Origin of the sequence: Pedobacter sp. FW305-3-2-15-E-R2A2, from assembly GCF_038446955.1 — a bacterium.
In the GTDB taxonomy this organism is placed as follows: domain Bacteria; phylum Bacteroidota; class Bacteroidia; order Sphingobacteriales; family Sphingobacteriaceae; genus Pedobacter.
Genome location: NZ_CP151803.1, coordinates 2194840 through 2218146, shown reverse-complemented (window position 1 = coordinate 2218146; position 23307 = coordinate 2194840). Strand labels below are relative to the sequence as shown.

The following is a 23307-nucleotide window of genomic DNA, read 5'->3' as shown; positions in this document are numbered from 1 at the left end:
TATATGCAAAACATTTCTTTTATTCCATGTAATCGGCCTGTCTGCTCAACAAAGCACGGTACTTATTGAAGATCGCCGTTTTGGAGACAAAGCCAATGTACTTATCCTGATTATTTAAAACAGGCAACAGCCAGGCATTTTCCTTTTCCATTTTCTGCAACACGATTTTCATCGGATCATCAAGGTGTAAAGTATCCGGAGCGGCAACCATTAATTCCTCCACCTTCATCTCCTGCTGATCCGTATGGTTAATACCTTTCTTCAGCACATCTTCCACATAAATCAATCCTTTAAAACACAGCTCCTCCCCTCCGATCACCGGAAAAATATTCCGTTTGGATTGCAGAATTTCATTTAACCTTTCGCCAATGACATCTTCTTCATTCAGCACCAGGTAATCACGCTCTACCAGGTACTTCAATTTCATCATGTTCAATACCGTAGTGTCTTTATCTTCATGAGAAGACAGCTCCCCTTTCTCTGCCAGTGGCTTGGTATAAATAGAATACTTATTTGCACTCCTGTTGATCAGGTAAGAGATCGCCGAAGTGATCATCAAAGGAACCATTAACACGTAACCGCCCGTAATTTCCGCAATCAGGAAGATCCCGGTCAGCGGGGCATGCATAATCGCACTGAGTGAGGCTGCCATTCCTGCCACAATAAAATTGGCCACATTCAAATGAGCGATTCCGAGGGTATTGACGGTATAAGCCACCATAAAGCCCATTAATCCGCCCATAATCAGACTCGGGGCAAAAATCCCCCCATTTCCACCGGCACCTAAAGTAATGAGTGTGGCTGCAGATTTAGCAAAAAGTGTGATCAATGTAAACAATAACACCACCCATGGCAGGTTACTATAAGAAGAAAAAATGCTGTTATTGATAACCGCAAAGTAATTTCCCCCTAACAGATTCTTAATCGTAATGTAACCTTCCCCGTACAAAGTAGGGAATAAAAACACGAGTAATCCGAGCATCAAACCACCCAGCACTACTTTTTTATAAGGATGATTGATCTTATAAAAGAAACCTTTTATGAAGCTGTTTGCCTTAGTAAAATAAATGGAAAAGAAACCGATTAAAGCTGCCAGGATCACATAATAGATCAGGGCATCCATTTTCCATCCTTCCGTAACGAGGAAAAACAATTGCTCATTGTAAAACAGCCTCGCCACGACCGCTGCTGTAGCAGAAGCAAGCAACAAAGGAATAAAGGCCGGAATCGTGAATTCAGGCAACAAAATTTCAATAGCGAACACAATCCCTGCAATCGGACTGTTAAATGCACCAGCGATCCCCGCAGCGGCGCCACAGGCCAATAACATCGTCGTCTCCCTGTAAGATAAACCCAGGAAGCGGCCAACCACAGAACCAATTCCGGCACCACTCGTTACAATCGGTGCTTCCAACCCTGTTGATCCACCAAAACCAACTGTCATGGCGGCAGTAATGATCTGGGAATAAATGTTATGGGGTTCTACCTTACTTGATTTCCTGGAAATGGTGTACAGCAAAGGCGTTAAGCCGGTTTCAAACTTCCCCTTTCTAATGAACCTGCGGACATACATGACCGACAATAAGATTCCTATAAAAGGAAAGAAGAAAAAAAGATAATACTTGTATTCCCAATGAAATCCTGTTTGCAGGAAATCCTCAATATGGTGTGTGATGGTCTTCAGCAGTGATGCAGCAAGCCCGGCAAGAACGCCGACAATCAATGCTGCAATCACTAAAAAGTTTCTGTTTGAGATCTTCGTCCTCCGGTATTGGTTAATTGCGTCTACATAATTTACCAGCCGTACGTACATATCTGTTTATTTAAGCGTCAAATTTATCGAGTAATTTGATGAGCGTTGCAAAGTCTTTCGGATAAGGGGCTTCGATCACAATATCAGTGCCATCCAGTCCTTTAAATACCAGATGTCTGGCATGTAGGGCAAAGCGCTTCATAATCGGTAACTCTTCATCATCTTTCGCAATGCGGTATCCTTTTTTCATGCTGGAAAGGAAAACCGGTTTTCCACGGTACATGTCATCCCCGGCAATCGCTGCCCTTTGAGTGGCCAGGTGAATCCTGATCTGGTGCATGCGACCAGTAATCGGCTTACATTCTACCAGGGTGTAATGACGGTAATTTTTTATGGAATTAAAGATAGTTTCTGCACGTTTACCCTCTTTTCTGTCGATGGTAACGCTCTTATTCCCATCATTGAGGATGGGAAGGTCGATAAATAGCTCGTTAAAAGTAAACTGTCCGTCTACCACTGCATGGTACACTTTGTTCACTTTACGTTTTTCAAATTGCATCGCTACAGAGCGATAAGCTTCAGGTGTTTTTGCTATAATAATCGCACCTGAAGTTTCTTTGTCTAAACGATGACATACCTGTGCGTCAGCAGAATACTGCTTTGCCAAACGTAATATATTGACCTCGCCTGATCCGCCACGCTCATCCAGCGAGGCTACAAATGGAGGTTTATTTACAACGATATAATCATCGTTTTCGAATAGGATAAGATCTTTAAAAGAAGGATATTTCAATACAGTAGATTTAATACTGTACAAAAATACTAAGAAAGTTCGAATTTATAGCCTACACCCTTCACTGTTGCCACATATCGTTCCCCTAATTTTTCACGAAGCTTACGAATATGCACATCAATGGTCCGGTTGGTAACCACTACAGAGTCTTCCCAGATGTTTTTCAAAATAGATTCTCTGGTGTATACTTTTCCCGGTTTAGAAGCCAGTAAGTACAATAATTCAAATTCTTTTTTGGCTAAAACCACTTTCTGTCCGCCTTGAAAAACAAGGTAAGCTTCTCTGTCGATCACAAGATCGCCAATTTCTACTTTATTATCAGAAACTTCATCCGCACTGGAATTTCTTCTTAATATGGCATTAATCCTACTAATCAATGCTCTCGGCTTAATCGGCTTCGCAATGTAATCGTCCGCACCAACGTTAAAACCGGCAATCTCTGAATACTCCTCACTTCTGGCCGTTAAAAATACCATAAATGTGTTTTTAAACTCCGGAATCGCACGCATTAACCTGCAGGCTTCGATCCCATCCATTTTAGGCATCATGATGTCGAGAATGATCAGATCGGGATGAACTTTCTTAGCAACCGTAATCCCTTCCTGGCCGTTGCTGGCCAAAAAAACCTGATAACCTTCTTTTTTCAAGTTATATTCTATTAACTCTAAAATATCTGGTTCATCATCAACAATAAGTATCTTCTGTTTTACGGTGCTCATAGCTTTAATTATTTGTTACGAAATTAGGTAATCAATTATAATATACCGTTAGCGTAAAGTTAACAAATTGTTAAGTACCTTCTATATATTAACATGAATTTAGGGTTATCGTAAAGTTTTATTTAAGAATGCCTCCAACTCTTCACCACGTAGGTTTTTAGCCAGAATTTTACCGTTAGGGTCTAATAAAAAGGAACTTGGAATCGCTTCAATCTGATACAACCTTACTGTTGGACCTTCAAAATCTTTCAATTCTCCGGCATGTGACCAGGCCAGTTGATCCGCAGCAATGGCGTTTTTCCAGGCACCGAGGTCTTTATCTAAAGAAATTCCAAGCACTGTAAAATTCTTTCCTTTATAAGTATTGTATGCTTTTACCAGGTTTGGATTCTCCTGGCGACAAGGCATACACCAGGAAGCCCAGAAATCCAGCAATACATATTTACCTTTGAAATCGGTTAATTTCATTGGTTTTCCGTCTAAACCATTAATGGTAAAGTCAGGTGCCTGCTGTCCGATCTGTAAAGCTTTCAGCTTCGCCATCTTCACCAAAAACTCAGTTACCGCCGCATTGTCGTTGAAACTGCTTTTAATCTTGTCAGAATAAGCCACCATCTCTTTCTCATATTCCGATGGATTCAATAAGTTAATGGCATAAAAACCTGCTAAAGAGCTGGAATTATCCTGAGCAAACTTTAAAACTGCTTTATTCAATCCATCGATCTCTTCTGTATATTTTGGCCTCATCTGCTCCATGATCATATCTCTGTTCTGAGGTTGTGATGCTACCGTCTCGTCAAACTGGGTTTGAATCGCCGCAATCCTCGTCATATACTGATGTTTGGTCACATTCAGTTCTTCCAGTTTATCTGCTTCAGCAGCACCAGATAATTTATAGGCTAAATTTTTATCGGATAAATCAGCAGAGATCTTAATGTCATCTCCGTTTTTAGCAATGATCATGTATTCACTGTTTCCGGCAGAGATCCTGAAAAAATCTACACCAGGAGTGCTGTGAGAGAATTTAAACTCCCCTTTTTCCGAAAATACGGTAGAATCTAAAGGCAGTACATTGTCTTTTTGTAAACCAAATAAGTAAACTTTACTTTTTGGGGTTGCATTTTTAAACTCCCCGCTGATCATAAATTTACTTTTGTCTTTACATGCGGCAAAGGCAAGACATACCAATAATAGATAACTGATTCTTTTCATCTCTTTACTTTAATTTATCCTGTAACAATTCATTTATTTTCTGAGCATCGGCTTTTCCTTTGGCAAGTTTCATCACTTCACCAACAAAAAGACCCAATACTCCCTTTTTACCTTTTTTATACGCTTCTACCTGGGGCTGATATTTCGACAGTACTTCGGCTACAAAACCAGACAGCTCATCCCCATTTTCCGCAATCAGCAGGTTTAACGATGCTGCCAGTTCAGCCGCTACCGAATCCGGTTGTTTGATCAATTCCGGAAGCAGTTGTTGCAAGGCGATCTGCTGGGTAATTTTTTTATCATCTACAAGGTTGATCAATCCAGCCAGTTGTACCGGTGCCAGTTTAAAATCGGCAATGCTGATTCCCTGTTCATTCAATAAAGCCCTGATCGCTCCTGTTAGCCAGTTTACCAGGCTTTTCTGATGATTTACATGGGCTAAGGCCCCGTTAAAATAGGTTAGTAACTCATGATCTTCGGAAAGCATGGCCGCTTCAGAAGCATTCACTCCAAATTCTGCCACCAGACGTTTAGAAATTTCCGCTGGTAATGCAGGCATTTCTGCCTTGATCTGTGCCAGCCATTCATCAGAAATATGGATGGGTGGAAGATCCGGATCAGGGAAATAACGGTAATCGTTGGCCTCTTCCTTAGTCCGCATTGGCGAGGTTGTTCCCTGCTCAGCATCAAAATTAAGCGTGCTTTGAATGATGCGTCCGCCCTCAGTAATCACTTGCTCCTGACGGCTAAATTCAAATTCCATCGCCCTGCGCACATTACGGATAGAGTTCAGGTTTTTCACTTCACAACGCGTTCCAAATTCCGTGGTTCCTTTTTTACGGATCGAGATGTTCGCATCGCAACGCAAACTGCCTTCTTCCATATTGCCATCACTCACATTCAGGTGACGCACAAGCTTCCTCATTTCCGTTAATAAAGCCGAAGCTTCTTCCGCAGAGCGGATATCAGGCTCCGTCACAATCTCAATAAGTGGCACTCCTGCCCTGTTCAGGTCGACAAAAGAATACTGATCGTCCTGATCATGTAAGCTTTTTCCTGCGTCTTCTTCCAGGTGAATCCGGTTGATCCCGATTCTCTTTTCTTCTCCATTGGCCAGGGTCACCATCAGGAATCCATTCTGACAAATGGGCTTGTTGTCCTGAGTAATCTGGTACCCCTTAGGCAAATCTGCATAGAAATAATTCTTCCGGTCGAAGTAATTCAACTGGTTAATCGTACAGTTTAAGGCAAGTCCCATGCGGACTGCTTTGGCAACCACCTCCCTGTTGAGCTTCGGCAGTGCACCGGGCAAGGCAAGGGAAACTGTAGAAATGTGTTCATTAGGTTTAGCACCAAAAGAAGCACTATCTGAAGAGAAGATCTTTGTTTGTGTATTTAGCTGTACGTGGATTTCCAGACCAGATACCAATTCAAATTCTGATGAAGAAACTAGGGTATTCGTACTCATTTATCGGCAATGATTTAACTTAAATTTCGATGGATTAGATAGACAAATATAACCAATTGTGCGTTACATAAGCATGTTCAACGTATTATTACCATTGCCATAATCCCCTCAGGACTCCTGTCCCTGGTTTACCTCACTTGGTAAAATGCCGAAATAGCGCTTAAATGCGTCCGTTAAATGACTCTGATGGTTAAAACCTACGGCATTTGCCACCTGCCCTATGCTCATTTTCTCTTCCAGAATCAGGCTTTTAGCTTGCTCCATTCTCAATCTCGTTACATAACCATAAATCGTTGTTCCGTAGTATTCTTTAAATCCACGCTTGAGCTTAAATTCATTTAAAGCCACTAATTTCGACAGCTCAATAATGGTGGGCGGATAGCGGTAACTTTCTTCCAGAACGGCTCTGGCATGCTCAATCTTTTTCAGGTCATCTTGTTTAATCAGGTATTTTTCTACCTCTACGCCCGATTGCATCTGTTCGAGCTGCAACATCAGCAATTCCAGAATTTTTGATTCGGTATGTAAACGCTTCAATTCTCCTGTCCTTTTACATTCACAAATATCATTGATCACCCGCCTCATTTCGCCGGTTACAGAAAGATCTTTGGCCGCAAATGAAGTGTATTTTCCCTTTAGGATCTCCCGCACGAAATCGGTATGCAGCATGGAGTGCTGATCAATCAAATGAAAATAATACGACCTGGAAAGCACGAGTAAAAAGTATTTATATTCAATGTCCGGCAGCATGGGATATTTCCCTTTCAGGGAAGGAATATAACGGATGTTATGCCTGCTTCCCGTCCGCCTGCTGCTTTTTGCAATCGTTTTATCCCCCGCAGCATTCGAACCATAAAAGATAAACTGAGAGGTGATGGTCTCCCCTTCCACTTCGGAAAGCACTTTTACCGGCTCATTAAACTGCATGGTAGAATGCACCAAAAAAAGTCCTCCCGCGCTCAGCTGGTAATTGACCAGCTTCTGTACGGCAGGAATCCGGATGTTAATGTTCTTTTCTGAAAGCGGCGTATTGGGCGCATACATTTCCGGAATTTCTTCTATAAACAACCAATCTTCTGAACCCTCTATTTTCGATTTAATCTTCATGTTTTCTTTTACTTACTCATCAGCACATACACTTCATTCATGTATATGGCTTCATCGATTGCCTGCTTAAACGTTTCAAATTCATCATAACAAAAGGCAAAGCAGATGTCATCATTCGGGGTATGTAAGATGATCCTTTCTTCATCGTCGGGAAAAGGAAGACTGTTCTTATGGAAAGGAAGACTGTTTACCACCTCTCTAAAGGACTCAAAAGCTTCCGAAGTAAAGTTCAGCAGTAAATTATTATGCCACAGATAATACATCTTACAACCCATACAACTGCTCACTACGGTATCCCCTTTAGTACTCAATACTCTTGTTTTACACATGACTCCTCCATTTTAGTTTTCAATTTATTCTTAATTTCAATCCTTGTTCTATCATTCCGGGAATCCCTTTTCCTGTCGAAATGTGCTTTACAGGACTAGAAAAGGAAGCCGCAGCATCCGGCTCCTTAACCGACATCTTTTTGGCCTGACTCTTTTGGCCATTCCCAGGTATGGTCTTCAAAACCGCATTCATACAAGCTTCATTCTCCTCCCCAAAATCATGGGTCACATCGTCATTGGCCGAAATATCGACCGGTATACCATCAAAATAATCGCTAAAGCCTGCTGAATTCCGAATGAGAAAACTGGATAAGTACAGCTCGTACCGGTCTATTTTTATTCCAAAGAACCCTACCGGTTTACCATAAGTCTGTTGTCCGATCAAAGTCACCTTAAAATAGGGTTTCAAACTATTGATCAGCATTTCACTTGCCGAAGCAGTCTGACTGCCGACAATAAAATACAGGTTTTTAACCGTCTCCAAACCACCTGCTTTTTCGAAATTATAGGTATTGCCTTTCACCGAAAAATCTACATCGGCATAAGTAGCCCTCCTTCCGTTCAGGTAGACCGGCTGATTGTTCTCGTCAGCATAAAGCTGATGCTTCAAAATACTGGCTTTTCCCTCCTGCATTTGTGTATTGAAATGCTCGGTAAACATCACCTTCCCGTTTAAATTGCGGGAAGCAATTAAGTTCGCCAGGTATTTAGCCGTTCCCACGTATCCACCCAAATTGTAACGCAGGTCAATCACCAGATCAGTGATCCCGGAACCTGCAAACTGCGCAAAAGCCTGGTCCAGTGCGGTTTTTGAACTGTTCAGATGGTTAAACTGGCTGATGGCAAGGTAGCCGAGTTTTGTGCCATTCAAAAGGTATTCAGCAGTTTTCAATACCGGATTGCTTTGGTAAGCGGATTTATTCAATGTCACATCCCGCAGACTTCCGTCTTTCTTCTGCAATGTTAAGCTCAGGGTCTGACCTTCCAGCGCAGACAAAATTAGTCCTGCGGTAGCTGGCTGGCCGTTCACTTTGAGCAGCTGATCCCCTCTTTGCAATCCGGAAGCAGCAGCTGCCGAACCAGGATAAACGATTCTGAGGTATAAGTCATTGCCAACACTGCTGACTTCTATGCCAAAATCAGTTCCTTCTCCTTCCGAATTAACCGCGGCCAGTATGCCTGAAGCACCATTTAGCGATTGTATATAAGAATATTTAGGATGCCCCTCAAAACTTGCTTTCTCATAAGCCTTTCCCGTAGCCGGGTTTATTTTAGACTGGCTGATTGAAAAAACAATTTGCTTAAAATTTAACAGATCTGAACCTGAAGCCATATAGCTCCTTGGATTAAAAATCTGATAATCGGGCAAAACATCATTCCATAGATAGGTCTGACGGGCATATAAAAAGATGGAATCAGCAGTAAACTGACTTCTGGTACCCGTTGTTGGAGAAACAGGAGCTTCGTCCCTGACCGGCTCGTTTTTCTTACACGCAACAAAGCTGCTGACCAGCAAAGCCAGCAGCAGCAATAAACAGGGATGATTGCTTATTTTTTCTGTAGAATTCAAATTTGAATATACTTTATGTCTTAAATCTCCGTAGGTTAATTCGTTTTCAAATCCCTGCTACCCGGCTTTCCGACAAAATAACGGAAGCTCAGATAACCTGGTACCGACTTACTGTTGTTTGCGTCAGGTGCATTATTATAGACATTGCTCATCTCAAACTTTACAAAACGTCCGTCGTCCAGTTTCCAGATAAAAACTTTTCCCTTCCAGGCCTGAAAATGGGAGAAACCACCATCTACATCAAATGCCATAAAGCCCCAATAAATGGGGTTTTTCCGGCTTTCGTCGTTATCAAATTCAGCAGTACTTAAATTGCTCTTTCCGCCAGGAAAAACAAAATTATCAGGCAAGGCAGTTACTTCGTCAAATGGCTTTACAATCCCGCTGAACTGAACTTTAGCATCGTTCCCAAACCATGGAAACTCTTCTTCTGTCGTTCCATTGTTGGGAAAAACAGTCGCCGCGTACAAACTTTCAAATACAATATCCCATTCCTTTGTTTTCACTTTTCCGGCATCAACAAAAGACATTTTATCAAAGTTGAAGAATCCTCTGCTGCTAGGATCCTTGAGATCGGGCATTGGGAGCCGGGTCACCTCAACCATTCCGTTTTTATACTTTTTAATCTGAGGAGATACCTGCACGAAATCCGGTTCCTGAATCGGTTCTGCTGCTTTATCCTTTTTACAAGCCATTAAACAACCCGCAGAAAGGGTCAGTAAAACCAGTACACTCTTTATTTTATTCATTCTCATCCCTGTATTTTTATGGTTTATGTTTATTAAAAGCCATGTATGAGGGCCGCTCATACATGGCTGGTATTCTAATTGTTATGGTAATTTTTTATACTCAAGTTTTAACCATGAGTAGTTTGTAGGAGGAGTTCCTACCGGGGTTGCATTTTCGTAAGTACTGAAGATATGCACTGCATAAACGCTTCCTGCAAAATCTTTAACCAGAATGGTCAGGTCAGTAGTACCGAACAAAGTGTGCGTTCCGAAATAGTAGTTGTACCATCCTTTAATCACATGACCAGGAGCAGCAGCCAGGTAATCAGTTGGCGTAGCAGCAGCAACAGTCCTGTTATGTCCGAAAGGTACAGATGGAGGAGTTGTTCCTGCAGTCCATGCAGTAGCCGCAGAACCGGCAGTAGTATAAGTACCGATTACTGTTGCAAAAGACTGGTTGATGTACTTGATTTGAGAAGCCTGAGTAGGAAAAGCATTTACTCTAAGGTCAGCATTACCAGTTCCTGAGAACGAAAGATCCCAGATTTTAGAACTTGGCTCAGTAGTGGCGGAAGCACCTTTTTTATTATCATTGACACTGAAGTCAAAATAATAATTCCCGTTTGGTCTGTGGTTCGCTGTTCCGGAATAAATTCCCTGATCTACAAAATAGTTTTTCACCGTGTACACCCCATTGGTAGCCAGTTCTACAGTACCGGTAGCATCAGAAAGATTCAATGCTGCTCCACCAGCAACCGGGGCTAATGCTTGTTCTGTATTCAGCTTCAGGGAAGGAGATCCGGGCTCATTGCCCTCTTTTTTACATGAAGTTAACACAGATGCAGCAGCGATTCCGGCCATTAGTCCGAACATGGTGATTTTTTTACTTAAATTGCGGACTGTTAGCAGACCGGTGTTTTGGCTTTGTACGCCTGATTGGTAATTTTTCATTTTAAAAGAATGATTTTAGGATTAAAAAATTATGGATTAAAGCGATATCAAAAGCCGTTCTGATATCACAGGCCCGGGGGTTAGGGTATGGTCAATTCCACGAAAACTGACTGTCCCTCCTACCTGGCATTCCGGCTTATTCAAAGCCTGTTCTAAACCTTCAATTTGTGCATACAGGTATAAAGCCGAATCTTCCTTTCCATTAAATGGAGAGCATTGCGCAATGAGCTGTCTACGTTGTACCATTGGATCCTGAGGTTTAAAATATTTTACTTATCTCGTTTTTAAGTTTCTATCGTTTGGCGTTTGCTGGATATAGTACCTGAAATTATAAAAGGGTGCCTGGAACTCGTACTTGTCGTTCACCACTTTAGGATTGCTCCTGTACAGGTTCACCAGCTGGTATTTCACATAACGTCCATCCTTCAGCTGGAAAATAATCGTCCGGTCTTTATAGGGTCTGAGGATGTGGTCACTTAAGCGGTAGGTTCCCCATCCATCGGTAGTTACAAACTCATCCATTTCTATCTCCACTGTGTTTCTGATCATTGGCGTTGCCAATGCTTCATCCAGCTCATCGAAAGGGGTACGGACCACGCGGACCTTACCTAAACCTGGTTGTCCGGCAGGGGTAACTGCATCGGTAAACATATAGGCATTATAGATGTCATAATGTTTTACATGCCATGGTTTGGTTCCTGCCAGCGCATCGGCCACCGCTACGGTATCACGGGTATCGAAGTTGAAATAGAAAGGCCGGTGTCCTCCCTGAGAGGCCGTTGTAGCCTGATCACCTGGCCAGTCGACCACATAGACTACTTTATATTTTTCATCATAATAGATGTATCCTTTTCCGTTCCGTTTCTCCGACTTGGTTTTATCATAGATGAGCTTTCCATCTGCACCTTTATAAGGGATTACCTGATCATAGGTATAACTCGTTTCTTTCACCTTTAAAGCCCTTGCAGGCACCCAATTGGTTCCGATCATTTTCATCGTATCCAGCGGAACAACCGGCTGCTCGGGTTCGGAATTGTTTTTACTGCAGGCAAACAGCACGATGCTACAGCTTATCGTAAGTATTCCAAGTTTCAATAGTCTCATATTTTTATTTGCTTGTTTTAGTAAAATCTTTGGAACCATCTTTCAGGATCGTGTATTTAAAGGTCAGGTATGGTGCTTCCGAAGCCAGTGTAGGGCTCAGCGGGCTTCCTTTATAAAAGCTATACAGGATCACTTTCGCATAATTTCCTTTGGCGGTCTTTACGATGATCGCCCTTGGCAGGTTATAGACAATATGTGCCCTGGTTTTATCTCCCGGAAACATCGCCCCATAGAAATCGTAAAAAGCATAACCGGATCCGCTGCCCAGAAAATAATCCAATGTCAGGAAGCCTCTGGAAAGCAACTGGTCATCCGCAACAGGAACAGTCTTCACGTTCTGATAAGCCTCATCCAGCAACGCCTTGTCAATTGGAACCTGACGGGGCTGGTGTTTGGCCTCATCATAATACTTTGCGTCAATGGATTTATCCACCACCAGGTACAGGCCTCCACGTCCCGGGCTGCCAAATCCTGGCCCGGCATTGCCATTTTCAAACTTCACCGTACCGTCGTTTGCCCAGACGCTGCTGTTGTAAATGCCGCTAAAAGCCAGGTCCCATTTGTCGGTATTTGCATATTCGGCCGGGACTACCCTACCGTCTTCCAGGCTATAATAAACAGGTTTAAAATTTCCGGTTCCTTCCATGCCCTGACCTTCCATCTTAGCTGTGAGATCACCCGGAAGATTGTTTACCGTATATTCTCCGCTTACCGTAACCGTTACCGGGTTTAATGCTGGCAGCACCTTTTCCGGCTCAGCGGGTGTTTCGTTTTTTGAGCAGGACAGCAATCCGAAAGCGCAACTGAAAATCAGGGCCCATATTTTTAATCGAGAGTTCTTCATTTCTTTAAATTTTAATTGGTCTTTAGGTTTCTGCTTCCGTCTTCCTGAATAAAATAGCGGAAGGTGAAATAAGGTGCAGGCCAATGTAAGTCACTCACACTTGCCGGATTTCCTTTGTAGATATTTTTCATTTCCAGCTTGGCAAACTTGCCATCCGCGGTAAGCAAGACAAAGGTCCGTCCCTTAACAGGCACTGAAATATGGGTTCTCATGTCGTAGAAATACCAACCCCTGTTGTCGGGTTGCGGATAGGCATCCCAGCCCACAAAAGACAGGTTTTTAGTTTTCATCTCTTCCAGGCTGGGTGCTTCAGTCACTTCAGCATAGTTTTTCTCCAGCGCGATGATCAACCCTTTTCCCTGTCCGCCATACCCCGGACTTTTCGGATTGCTGCCATTGTTGATCACGATCATAGAATTGTAGATCCCGGTAAACCCGATATCCCAATTCATGGTCTTCGCATGTTTCACCGTATCTTTCAACTGTTCCTTCGTTCTGAGGTTAAAGTACCAGTCCTCGAAAGGGCGTTTTACTTTGCCATCTATTCCTTCTGCCATGGAAGCACCAAGATCGCCGGCAAGGTCTTGAATGACCGTACTTTTTCCATCTTCCAACGCTGGTTTTACTTCGTCTTTAGTACAGGAGCCAAAGCACAATACCACGAGGCTCAATAACACTACTGATTTTATAGTCATATTTCTTTATATTAATCTTTAAAAAATCTCCAGCTCAGTCCCAGCAAAATAGCACGGCCCTGTTGGGCAGGCATGAGCTGGTCCCGATAATTCATCAGGTTATCTCCGGTCAGTTGTAACTGTAAATGTTTATGATAAAAAGTCTTCTGCAAGGCCGCGTTAAAAAGAAAATAACCTGCCACAAACGTATCATAAGGGTCTAGAAAGTTATTTGCTCTGTTGGCTTCCATAAATCCGTACTTCCCTCTGTAGCTGACCCTAACTGAGCCTGAGATTCCCGTTTTTTCTTCCGCATAAGCCAACTTCAGGTTTAGCATATGTCTGGAACGATTGCTCATGCCCACATAATCCTTTCTGGTGGAAGTTCTCAATTGATTCTGGCGCGTATCGTAAACATCAGCATATAACCCTGTTCCATTTTTTATAGAATCCACCACCCCTTTATCTACCGCATACAACAACTGGTAACCCGCAGAAACTGTCAGCGATTTTGTGGCCGACCAGTTCAATCCGATCTCCGTTCCCGCCGTATAGGCTTTAGCGATGTTCATATAAGAGAAAATCTGCTGATCGTTATTTTTAACCGCCACCTGCTCAGAGTTGATGAAATTCTTCAAATCGTTATAGAACACATTGACATCGAGCTTCAGCGTACTCACCGGCTGATACGCAAAACCAGCACTATAGGAAACCGAACGTTCAGGTTTCAGCGTGCCCACCTGTTTTGAAACAGGGAAAACACTTTTGATCTGTCCTGCTTCTTTTAACAGCTGCAATTCTCTCCAGAATTCCTCTGCTCCCAATACCGTATATCCTGTTTGCACATTGGTAAACACCAGGTACAGCTGCTGGAAATTCGGTGTTTTAAACCCTGTTCCTACCGCAGCACGAAAGGTCAGGTTGGGCAAAAGCCGATATTGTAAGCCCAGGCTGGGATTTAATTTTGAGCCATATTTATCATGATAATCATACCTGGCCCCTGCCGTAACGTTCAGTTCGTTGTTCAGTTTCCAATCGGCCTGTCCATAAGCGAAATAATTGCTCATGCTTTTTCTCCCGCGATAAGCAGAATGGTTCAAAAGTTCATAAGCAGCTCCCGTTCCTCCGGTGAGTTCCACATTTGCAAACAGCTGATGTGCGGCCTGAACCTCTGCCCGGTGCAGGTATTGCTCAAAGCGGCTGCCTGGCATGATCCGACTCGTATTCAGGTCTGTAATGTCCTGGGCAGTCTGATAACGGGTCAGGTAATATTGTGTTTTTAGCTTTGTTCCATTGTTAAAATGATGATTCAGGGAAACCGAACCATTGAGGTCATGCTCATCCATTACGTCTTTAGTTGGCTTTACCCCATAAGACACTTCATTTACCGAATGTCGGTTTACATACCTTCCATTGAAATTCAGGGTACTGTTTTCGCCAAGAAGATAGCGCCCCCTGCCCTGAAAAGTATAACTATCAAAGGGAGGTGCCGTTTTTCCTTCTTTCAGATAAGGATTAGAATTGAATCCATCGGTGCGGTAATAATTGGCGGACAAGTAAGCAGAACCTCTTTTACCTGCAAAAGGAGTTTCTCCCTCCAATGTGGCATCTACCATATTAAAACTACCGTAACGCAATGCTGCCATGCCTTGCGGTGCTGTAATATTTTTACGGGTCACGATGTTGATCACCCCTGCCAGGGCTTCACTGCCAAACAAACAGGAAGAAGCACCTTTAATAATCTCTATTCTTTCAATATTGGAGACGGTAATCCTTGACAAATCAAAATTTCCGTTGTTTCTGCCCACCATGGGTTGCCCGTCGATCATGATCATGGTATAGCCACTGTCAAAACCCTGCATTTGTAAGCCAACCGCCCTGTTTCCAGAACCAATATCGTTGACAATCGCCAAACCGGTTTGTTCTTTCAGTACTTCATCCAGTCTCCGGCTCCCCATTTGCTCAATTTCCTTGCGTGTAATCACGGTGCTGGGCATGGCTGTCCTGGTCATGTCGATGAAATTATCCGGATTTCCGTGAACACCGGTCACACTCACCTCATTTAGAGATTCATTTTTTCGGGTTAACCTGATGGTAATGGTATTCTTTTTTCCTGCCTCAATCACCACTTCCTGTGTATGCGTTCCAAATCCAATGGCAGAAATTTTCAAAGTATAAGTTCCCGCATATAGTCGGTCGATCTCAAATGCTCCTTTTTTATCGGTCAAAGCACGATGCATATCCGGCTCCAAAGCAACTGTAATTCCCGCAAGAGGCTTATTGGCATCGTCATAAACTACTCCGCTCAATTTCCCTTTAATCTCCTTTGCCATCACAGCATTGGTAAAGAAAAACAGCAGCGCCAATAAACAATTCTTTTTAGAGATGTAGTTGTACATTCAAGTATACTGTGTTATTTTTAATGAGTCTAAATAAAGTAGGCAAATATGCTTAGATTTACTAATATCTGCACAACGAAAAAGGGATTATTTTTAACCTTTTCGGGATAACATTTACGGATTCGGGATATATTATAGGAAGAATTAAAAGAAAAGCAGCAATTACGACACCTAACAAAAAGACCACAAATAACTAAACAACAACTACTTAACTGTAAAAAACGGCTAAAAAAACACCCATTTTACCCCCTAAAAGAGAAAACATACCAATACCGACAATAAAAAAATAATTATTTGGAATGAGTATAATTAAAGGTTTCTTTGCATCGTTATAAATGTCAATACCCCCAACAAAAAATGATCAAAACGTTCCATACCTTTCTATTGGTAATATTATGTTATTACAGTTCTTCGGCAATTGCGCCTAAACGGATTATCACTTTAAGCGCCGCACTAACAGAAACAGTAGATGCCTTAGGCTTTGGAAGTCAGATTGTAGCAGTAGATGTAACCAGTATTTACCCGGCCTATGTTTCTAAATTACCCAGAGTAAGTCAGAATCGCGTATTATCTGCAGAGGGCATCATCTCCTTTTCGCCAGACCTGGTCATTGCCCCAGAGGGCGATGTATCTAAAGCCATCGAATATCAGTTAAAATCCGCTGGAATAAAGCTGATCAGTATCAAACAGGAATATAGTGTAAAAGGTGCTTCAAAATTCATCAGATTCGTTGCAGCAGCACTGGAAGTCGCCCAAAAGGGGGAGACCTTGGTAAAACATATGGAAAATAATATGATACAGTCGCTGGATTTGGTAAAGAAAAACCCAAAACATCCTAAAGTATTGTTCGTCTATGCCCGTGGAACAGGTGTGATGATGGTTGCCGGAAAAAACACCAATATGGATGCGATGATTACCCTTGCAGGCGGAAAAAATGCTGCACAGGGCTTTTCGAGTTATAAACCTTATACCACAGAAGCTCTGGTCAATGCCAATCCTGATGTGATCCTGATGTTTGATTTCGGGTATAAAAGTCTTGGAGGCATCAATAGTATTTTAAAAATGCCCGGAGTTAGTTTAACCAATGCCGGAAAAAATAAAAGAGTGATCCAAATGGACGGAGAGTTGATGGTCAGCTTCTCTGTCAGACTTCCACAAGCCATCAAAGAACTCAACAGTAAATGGTAATTCAGAAAGCAACGCTCTATGTGCTGCTGACTGTAGCCTTATTTTTAGCCGCGGCATTTTCACTCGGATTGGGTGCCGTAAAAATCCCGGTCACTGATGTCATGATCATCCTCGCGAAGAAGATCGGTTTCTTTTCCGGTTCAGCGGTTTCCATCCAACATGAAGGTGTTTTAAATATCGTCCGTCTGCCAAGAGTGGTCCTGGGTATTCTCGTAGGTGCCGCATTGGGCATCTCCGGAGCCGCAATACAAGGCATCTTCCGGAACCCTTTGGCAGAACCAGGATTGATTGGAATCTCTGCCGGCGCTTCGTTAATGGCGGTAATTGTGATTGTATTAGAGATGGCACTTTTTGCCGGACTGAGTAATCTTCTCGGTTATTACCTATTGGCTTTTGGCGCCTTTGCAGGTGCCGGAATTGCTGCAATGCTCGTTTATCAGATCTCCCGGACCGATGGAAAATCCAATGTGGCCACCATGCTGCTTGCCGGAATCGCCATCAATTCACTCGCTGGTGCATTGACAGGGTTGATCACTTACATGGCCGACGACCAGCAGCTGAGGAACATTACTTTCTGGATGCTGGGCAGCTTAGCCGGAGCTACCTGGGAAACCGTCCTTGCCATCACTCCTTTTGTACTCCTACCGGTATTGATCCTTCCTCATATGGGCAAAGCCCTGAATGCTTTTGCATTGGGAGAAACGCAGGCCAATCAGCTTGGGCTCCGCATTAACCGGATCAAAAGAAATGTCGTGATCTTGTCGACCATGGCTGTAGGTGCCGCTGTAGCCGTTTCCGGAATCATCGGATTTGTAGGTTTACTTGTTCCACATACGATCAGGCTACTGGTTGGCGTTGATAATAAATACGTATTGCCTGCATCTGCATTGATGGGCGCCTTAATGCTGACCCTGGCGGATATGCTTTGCAGAACGATCATTGCCCCGATTGAACTTCCTATCGGAGTGATTACGGCTTTATTAGGAACCCCACTCTTCTTATATATTTTAATTAAGGACAAGAAAAAACTGACCCTATAATGTTAATAGCAGATCATATCAGTTACGAAACAGGAAAGCGCATGCTGGTAAAGGATGTTTCTTTCAGCATCCGCCCCGGCGAGATGCTCGTGATTTTGGGTGCAAACGGCGCGGGAAAATCGACTTTGCTGCGCATGTTGAGTGGAGAACGGAAACCTTCCAAAGGAAGCCTTACCCTGCACGATAAGGAAGTCAGCCATTATTCTTCTCCTGAACTTGCGCTAAAAAGGGCAGTACTCAATCAGCAAAACGTGGTCAATATGGCCTTTATGGCACAGGAAATTGTGATGATGGGCCGTTACCCTCATTACCAGAATAATCCTTCACCTAAAGACAAGGAAATCTGTGAAGAGGTGATGAAGCTTACCGGAACCACACACCTTTCTGAGCGTTCCTACCTGAGTTTATCCGGAGGAGAACAGCAAAGGGTACAGTTGTCCAGAATTTTGGTGCAGATCTGGGACATTCCCAATGCCTTGCTTTTAATGGATGAGCCCGTTTCAGGATTAGACCTGCAATACCAGCAACAAACTTTAGCTATTGCAAAAGCATTATCTAAACGAGGTTTTATGGTGATCAGCATTTTACACGACATCAACCTTGCCGCCCAGTATGCAGACCGGATTCTGATGCTTAAGAACGGCAGGAAATGGTATGATGGAACCGCCTCTGAAGTATTAAACACAAAAAATATTTATGAAGTATTTGAGATCGACTCTGATGTATTCACCAATCCGAAGACCCTCAAACCCTTTTTTATTCCTAAAAACACAACCGTTAATTTAAGTTCATTATCATAAAAACCAACACCATGATTACAGAAACAAACACCCTGAAGCAAAAATATGAAGCCTATAAAATCGAAAATCCTAAAAAACGCATCAGAGAAGCCGCGCAGGAACTGGAAGTAACTGAGGCTGAATTACTGATGACCGGATTAGGTCAGCAGGTCGTTTTCTTACAACCTGATTTTGAGAAGATCCTTGAATCTGTAACCTCATTGGGTTATGTGATGGCCCTGACCCGCAACGAGTATTGCGTGAACGAAAGAAAAGGCGTTTATGAAGACATTTCCTTTACCCCCCATGCCGGGTTGGTACTTGGTGCAGACATTGACCTTCGCTTATTCCTTCGCCAATGGAAACATGGTTTTGCAGTGGAAGAAGCAGGACGTAAAAGTCTTCAGTTCTTTGATGCCAACGGTACCGCCCTGCATAAAATCTACCTGACCGACCGCAGTAACCAGGAGGCTTACGATCAGCTGGTTCAAAATTTCCGCAAAGAGGATCAGGAAGCAGTAGCGATAGAAAAAGCTCCTGAGGCAGCACCTCAACCGGAACTGGCAGATGCAGAGATTGATGTAGCCGGATTTCAGGAAGCCTGGAACAATATGAAGGACAGCCATGAGTTTTTCATGCTCCTGAGAAAGTTCAAAGTAACCAGAACCCAGGCCCTGCGTCTTGCTCCTGCAGGAAGGGCAAAGGAAACCAGTATGGAAGGTTTCAGAAAAGCCATGACCAGCTGTTCGGAAAAGCAGGTTCCAGTGATGGTTTTCACTGGAAATGCAGGTTGTATCCAGATCCATACCGGAAATATTACAAAATTAGTAGATATGGGACCCTGGTTTAATGTTTTAGATCCAGAATTTAATTTGCACCTTCGTGAAGATGAAGTTCGCAGCGTATGGCAGGTCGTAAAACCTTCTACTGACGGTGATGTAAATTCTATCGAATTGTTTGACAAAAACGGAGAAATGATTGTTCAATTTTTTGGTAAACGCAAGCCTGGAATCCCTGAATTGGAAAGCTGGCGTGAAGTCCTGAAAGAATCGCTTTAATTATGACAAATACACCCACATCAGATAAAAAAGCCACCATCTTAAAATGGTTAAAGAAAGTTGGGATCTGGGGATTCCTCTTTTTTCTAATCAAAGGGCTCGTATGGCTGGCCCTTGGTTACTGGGTTTTAAAATAAAAAAAGGCCGGTTCATCACCAGCTATGACCGGAAGATTATTCTTCCGGTTTTTTTATGAGTATATCATTGTTTTTTCATCTTCTCTTTTTATTCCGTAGTAAATCAGCCCGCTAATCGTTGCCAACAACATCCATTGCCCCAGTTTCAGAAAGTTCCCCGGAAAGGAATTTGAGATCAGGAGCACAAACAGCCAAACGAGGGCATATCCAAAAAAGTAAAACGACAACAATTGCAGAACGCCTTTCTTATGGTCAAAAAAATTGCTGAAATTAACGAGCGCAAGTGCGATGGAGGCAAATAATAGATCAAATGAAATCCAATGCCAGCCGCACCTTACCATGGTCCAGATTTGCTGCTTCTCCGCCCAATTGTCTATCCCAATTGAAGGTTGAATGCTGTTTAGCTCCATATCGCCACCAAAGGTATGCGCAAAAAAAGCGAGACCAGTCAGGATGTTTGCCAGTAAAACGGGGGTATTTATCTTTCTCATTTTGTTTTTCTTCAAATGTCTTCCAAAAGAATCAAAATGCATTTGATGTACATCAAATTCGATTTCCTCAGTAAGGGAAAATCAGGAATTTCCTAAGCATAAAAAAGGCCGGAATTTCTTCCGGCCATTACCGGTTCATTACCGGTCTTTTTATATCAATTGAAAATTTTATTCCTGCAACTTATGATGCCGGGATTAAATCCGCTGCTTTAGCCAGAACGGAGGTTAAACCCTCCTTATTCTTACCACCAGCCGTTGCATAAAACGGCTGACCGCCACCACCACCCTGAATATCTTTAGCCAGTTCTCTGACGATATTCGAAGCATTTAAGCCTTTATCCTTGATCAGGTTTTCTGAAAGCATCACTGTAATTCCCGGTTTATCCTCGATCAAAGTCGTAAACACCAGGAAAAGGTCATCTACCAGGTCTTTCACTGCGAAAGCCAGATTCTTCACTGCATCTGCATTTGGCAGGTCCACATGAGTAGCAATCAGGTTTACCCCATTGATGGTTTTAAGGTGATGAACAATTTCATGCTTTAGGTTTGCAGATTGCTCCCCTACTGCTTTTTCTGCCTCTTTCTTCAGTTTGGAATTTTCTTCCAGCAATGCAGCAACTGCTGATTTCAAATCTTTATTTCCCTTAAGCAATGCTCTTAGCTCATTCAGTTCTCTGTTCTGGTCTAAAATGAAAGCTTCTGCCTTGTCAGCCGTAATCGCTTCAATACGTCTTACCCCTGCTGCAACAGCACTTTCCGAGATGATTTTAAAATATCCGATCTGGCCGGTTGCCTGAACATGTGTACCTCCACAAAGCTCTTTTGAATAATGATCATCAAAAGTGATGACACGTACAAAATCACCATATTTCTCTCCAAATAAAGCCGTTACTCCACTGGAGATCGCCTGATCGTAAGGGATGTCTCTTTGTTCTTTCAAAGGGATATTCTCTCTGATTTTTTGATTCACCAAATGCTCTACCTCTGCTAAATCATCATCGCTGATCTTTGCAAAATGTGAGAAATCGAAACGCAGGTAATCCGGATTAACCAGGGAACCTTTTTGATTCACGTGGCTTCCAAGCACCTTTTTAAGCGCCGCATGAAGTAAATGTGTTGCCGTATGGTTGTCTTGCGACAATAAGCGTTTGTCTTCGTCTATCACTGCCCAGAATAAACCATCCAAATCTTCAGGTAACGTATCGGTATAATGAACGATTACGCCATTCTCTTTTTTGGTATCTGTAACCTCTACAAAGAACAAACGGCTATGGTCTTCCAATCGCCCTGTGTCTCCTACCTGACCACCACTTTCCGCATAGAATGGCGTTTTGCTCAGCACAATCTGATATTGCTCCTTGCCTTTTGCACTCACTTTACGGTATTTTATAATTTGTGTTTCTACTTCAAAATCATCGTAGCCTACGAAATCTGTCTCGAGCTCGGCATTCACCACGATCCAGTCGCCCGTATCTACAGCCGTTGCCGCTCTTGACCTTTCCTTCTGCAGTAACAATGCCTTATTGTATTCCACCATATCAACAGTCCAGCGTTGTTCTCTGGCCATCAATTCCGTTAAATCTATTGGGAAACCATAAGTATCGTTCAATTCAAAAGCAAACTCTCCCGAAATTACCATCTGGTCTTTTAAGATGCTGTACACCCAGTTGTCTTCAAAAGATTTCTCCAGTTCGATGGCATTTTCTGACATCAGCAATTCGCCTTGTTTTTTCGTGTAATTTTCAAAGCGCTGAATACCTGTAGCCAAAGTTCTCAGGAAGGAAACTTCCTCCTCCAGTACTACTTTTTGTACAAAGTCCTGTTGTAAAACCAACTCATCAAATACCCCTTTAAACTGCTCCGCCAATACTGGTACCAACTGGTTTAAGAAAGGTTCTTTCAGGTTCAGGAAGGTATAAGCATACCTTACCGCACGGCGGAGGATTCTACGGATCACATAACCCGCTTTATTGTTCGAGGGCAATTGTCCGTCTGCAATGACAAAAGAAATCGCACGGATATGATCGGCCATCACGCGCATCGCGATATCGGTTTTTTCGTCTGTACCATAGGCAATTCCTGCATGCCTTGCAATAAACTGGATCAATGGCTGAAACACATCGGTATCGTAGTTAGAAGATTTCTCCTGTAACACCCGTACCAGACGTTCAAATCCCATTCCTGTATCCACATGCTGTGCAGGCAAGGGTTGTAGTGAACCATCTTTCAGACGGTTAAACTGCATAAATACATTGTTCCAGATTTCGATCACCTGTGGGTGATCTGCATTCACCAGGTCTTTTCCGTTAACGGCTTTACGTTCTTCTTCGCTCCTGCAATCTACATGGATTTCTGAACACGGTCCGCAGGGACCAGTATCTCCCATTTCCCAGAAGTTGTCTTTCTTGTTTCCAAGAATGATCTTTTCTTCAGGAACAAATTGTTTCCAAAGTTCATACGCTTCGGTATCTCTTGGTAATCCTTCTTTGTCGTCTCCTTCAAAGATGGAAACATATAGTTTATCCTTAGGGATTTTGTATACTTCTGTCAATAATTCCCAGCTCCAGGCGATGGCTTCTTTTTTGAAGTAATCCCCAAAGCTCCAGTTACCCAACATTTCGAACATGGTATGGTGATAGGTATCAATCCCTACTTCTTCCAGGTCATTGTGTTTACCGGAAACACGTAAACAACGTTGTGTATCTGTTACCCGTGGGTATTTTATCGGTGCTTCTCCAAGGAACAAATCTTTAAACTGATTCATTCCTGCATTAGTGAACATCAGCGTAGGATCGTTTTTCACTACAATTGGTGCAGATGGAACGATATGATGTTGTTTCGATTCAAAAAATTTTAAGTATGCCTGTCTGATTTCCTTAGCTGTCATCCTTCTCTATATTAATGGTGAACAAAATTAAAATTTTATTGCGGTATTCTACTAAAATCCCTTTACATTTGAACAC

General features: G+C 42.8%; 21 protein-coding genes. 4 read left to right on the top strand and 17 right to left on the bottom strand.

The genetic code is table 11. From position 1 onward, the window contains the following. Positions 1–19: 19 nt before the first annotated feature. From AAFF35_RS09190 to AAFF35_RS09120, 15 genes are all read right to left on the bottom strand, one after another. A complete protein-coding gene (locus tag AAFF35_RS09190; protein ID WP_342332143.1) occupies positions 20–1813 on the bottom strand; it encodes a chloride channel protein in 1794 nt (597 codons plus the stop codon). Between the two features lie 10 nt (positions 1814–1823). Next, positions 1824–2546, bottom strand: coding sequence for an RluA family pseudouridine synthase (locus tag AAFF35_RS09185; protein WP_124577345.1), 723 nt, complete (start codon positions 2544–2546; stop codon positions 1824–1826). Between the two features lie 29 nt (positions 2547–2575). Further along, positions 2576–3265 (bottom strand): response regulator transcription factor, encoded by a 690-nt coding sequence (locus tag AAFF35_RS09180; protein WP_069380689.1) that lies wholly within the window; start codon positions 3263–3265, stop codon positions 2576–2578. A 105-nt stretch (positions 3266–3370) separates the two neighbouring features. After that, positions 3371–4477, bottom strand: a complete 1107-nt coding sequence (locus tag AAFF35_RS09175) for a TlpA disulfide reductase family protein (protein ID WP_342332142.1) — start codon at positions 4475–4477, stop codon at positions 3371–3373. A 4-nt stretch (positions 4478–4481) separates the two neighbouring features. Then, entirely contained in the window at positions 4482–5945 is a 1464-nt protein-coding gene (gatB, locus tag AAFF35_RS09170) for an Asp-tRNA(Asn)/Glu-tRNA(Gln) amidotransferase subunit GatB (protein ID WP_342332141.1), read from the bottom strand. A 108-nt stretch (positions 5946–6053) separates the two neighbouring features. Further along, positions 6054–7052 (bottom strand): AraC family transcriptional regulator, encoded by a 999-nt coding sequence (locus AAFF35_RS09165; RefSeq protein ID WP_342332140.1) that lies wholly within the window; start codon positions 7050–7052, stop codon positions 6054–6056. A gap of 8 nt (positions 7053–7060) precedes the next feature. After that, complete coding sequence (locus AAFF35_RS09160; RefSeq protein ID WP_342332139.1) at positions 7061–7381, bottom strand: DUF6686 family protein; 321 nt, start codon at positions 7379–7381, stop codon at positions 7061–7063. 19 nt (positions 7382–7400) lie between these two features. After that, positions 7401–8951 (bottom strand): S41 family peptidase, encoded by a 1551-nt coding sequence (locus AAFF35_RS09155; protein WP_342332138.1) that lies wholly within the window; start codon positions 8949–8951, stop codon positions 7401–7403. Between the two features lie 35 nt (positions 8952–8986). Further along, positions 8987–9700, bottom strand: a complete 714-nt coding sequence (locus AAFF35_RS09150; RefSeq protein ID WP_342332137.1) for an HmuY family protein — start codon at positions 9698–9700, stop codon at positions 8987–8989. Positions 9701–9781: 81 nt separating this feature from the next. Then, positions 9782–10630, bottom strand: a complete 849-nt coding sequence (locus AAFF35_RS09145; protein WP_342332136.1) for a hypothetical protein — start codon at positions 10628–10630, stop codon at positions 9782–9784. 36 nt (positions 10631–10666) lie between these two features. Continuing rightward, on the bottom strand, positions 10667–10876 hold the full coding sequence (locus tag AAFF35_RS09140) for a hypothetical protein (RefSeq protein WP_342332135.1): 210 nt from the start codon (positions 10874–10876) through the stop codon (positions 10667–10669). Between the two features lie 27 nt (positions 10877–10903). Beyond that, positions 10904–11734, bottom strand: coding sequence for a hypothetical protein (locus AAFF35_RS09135; protein ID WP_342332134.1), 831 nt, complete (start codon positions 11732–11734; stop codon positions 10904–10906). A gap of 4 nt (positions 11735–11738) precedes the next feature. Next, a complete protein-coding gene (locus AAFF35_RS09130) occupies positions 11739–12578 on the bottom strand; it encodes an HmuY family protein (protein WP_342332133.1) in 840 nt (279 codons plus the stop codon). Positions 12579–12589: 11 nt separating this feature from the next. Then, positions 12590–13273, bottom strand: coding sequence for an HmuY family protein (locus tag AAFF35_RS09125; RefSeq protein ID WP_342332131.1), 684 nt, complete (start codon positions 13271–13273; stop codon positions 12590–12592). A gap of 11 nt (positions 13274–13284) precedes the next feature. Continuing rightward, the gene (locus tag AAFF35_RS09120; protein ID WP_342332129.1) at positions 13285–15651 is read right to left on the bottom strand and encodes a TonB-dependent receptor; all 2367 of its coding nucleotides are present in this window, start codon (positions 15649–15651) and stop codon (positions 13285–13287) included. Between the two features lie 357 nt (positions 15652–16008). Between AAFF35_RS09120 and AAFF35_RS09115 the strand changes: the two genes are divergently transcribed. The 4 genes from AAFF35_RS09115 to AAFF35_RS09100 are packed head-to-tail and all read left to right on the top strand — an operon-like array spanning position 16009 to position 19716. Continuing rightward, positions 16009–16839, top strand: a complete 831-nt coding sequence (locus AAFF35_RS09115; protein ID WP_342332128.1) for an ABC transporter substrate-binding protein — start codon at positions 16009–16011, stop codon at positions 16837–16839. Then, positions 16833–17879, top strand: a complete 1047-nt coding sequence (locus tag AAFF35_RS09110; RefSeq protein ID WP_342332127.1) for an iron ABC transporter permease — start codon at positions 16833–16835, stop codon at positions 17877–17879. Before AAFF35_RS09115 ends, AAFF35_RS09110 begins: the two co-directional genes overlap by 7 nt. Further along, the gene (locus AAFF35_RS09105) at positions 17879–18679 is read left to right on the top strand and encodes a heme ABC transporter ATP-binding protein (protein WP_342332126.1); all 801 of its coding nucleotides are present in this window, start codon (positions 17879–17881) and stop codon (positions 18677–18679) included. The genes AAFF35_RS09110 and AAFF35_RS09105 overlap by 1 nt, the downstream gene beginning before the upstream one ends. Before the next feature lie 11 nt (positions 18680–18690). Next, complete coding sequence (locus AAFF35_RS09100) at positions 18691–19716, top strand: ChuX/HutX family heme-like substrate-binding protein (protein WP_342332125.1); 1026 nt, start codon at positions 18691–18693, stop codon at positions 19714–19716. Between the two features lie 190 nt (positions 19717–19906). On the opposite strand, the gene AAFF35_RS09095 is transcribed toward AAFF35_RS09100, so the two are convergent. After that, a complete protein-coding gene (locus AAFF35_RS09095; RefSeq protein WP_342332124.1) occupies positions 19907–20344 on the bottom strand; it encodes a hypothetical protein in 438 nt (145 codons plus the stop codon). A 181-nt stretch (positions 20345–20525) separates the two neighbouring features. Next, positions 20526–23231, bottom strand: coding sequence for an alanine--tRNA ligase (gene alaS / locus AAFF35_RS09090; RefSeq protein WP_342332123.1), 2706 nt, complete (start codon positions 23229–23231; stop codon positions 20526–20528). Between the last annotated feature and the right edge of the window lie 76 nt (positions 23232–23307).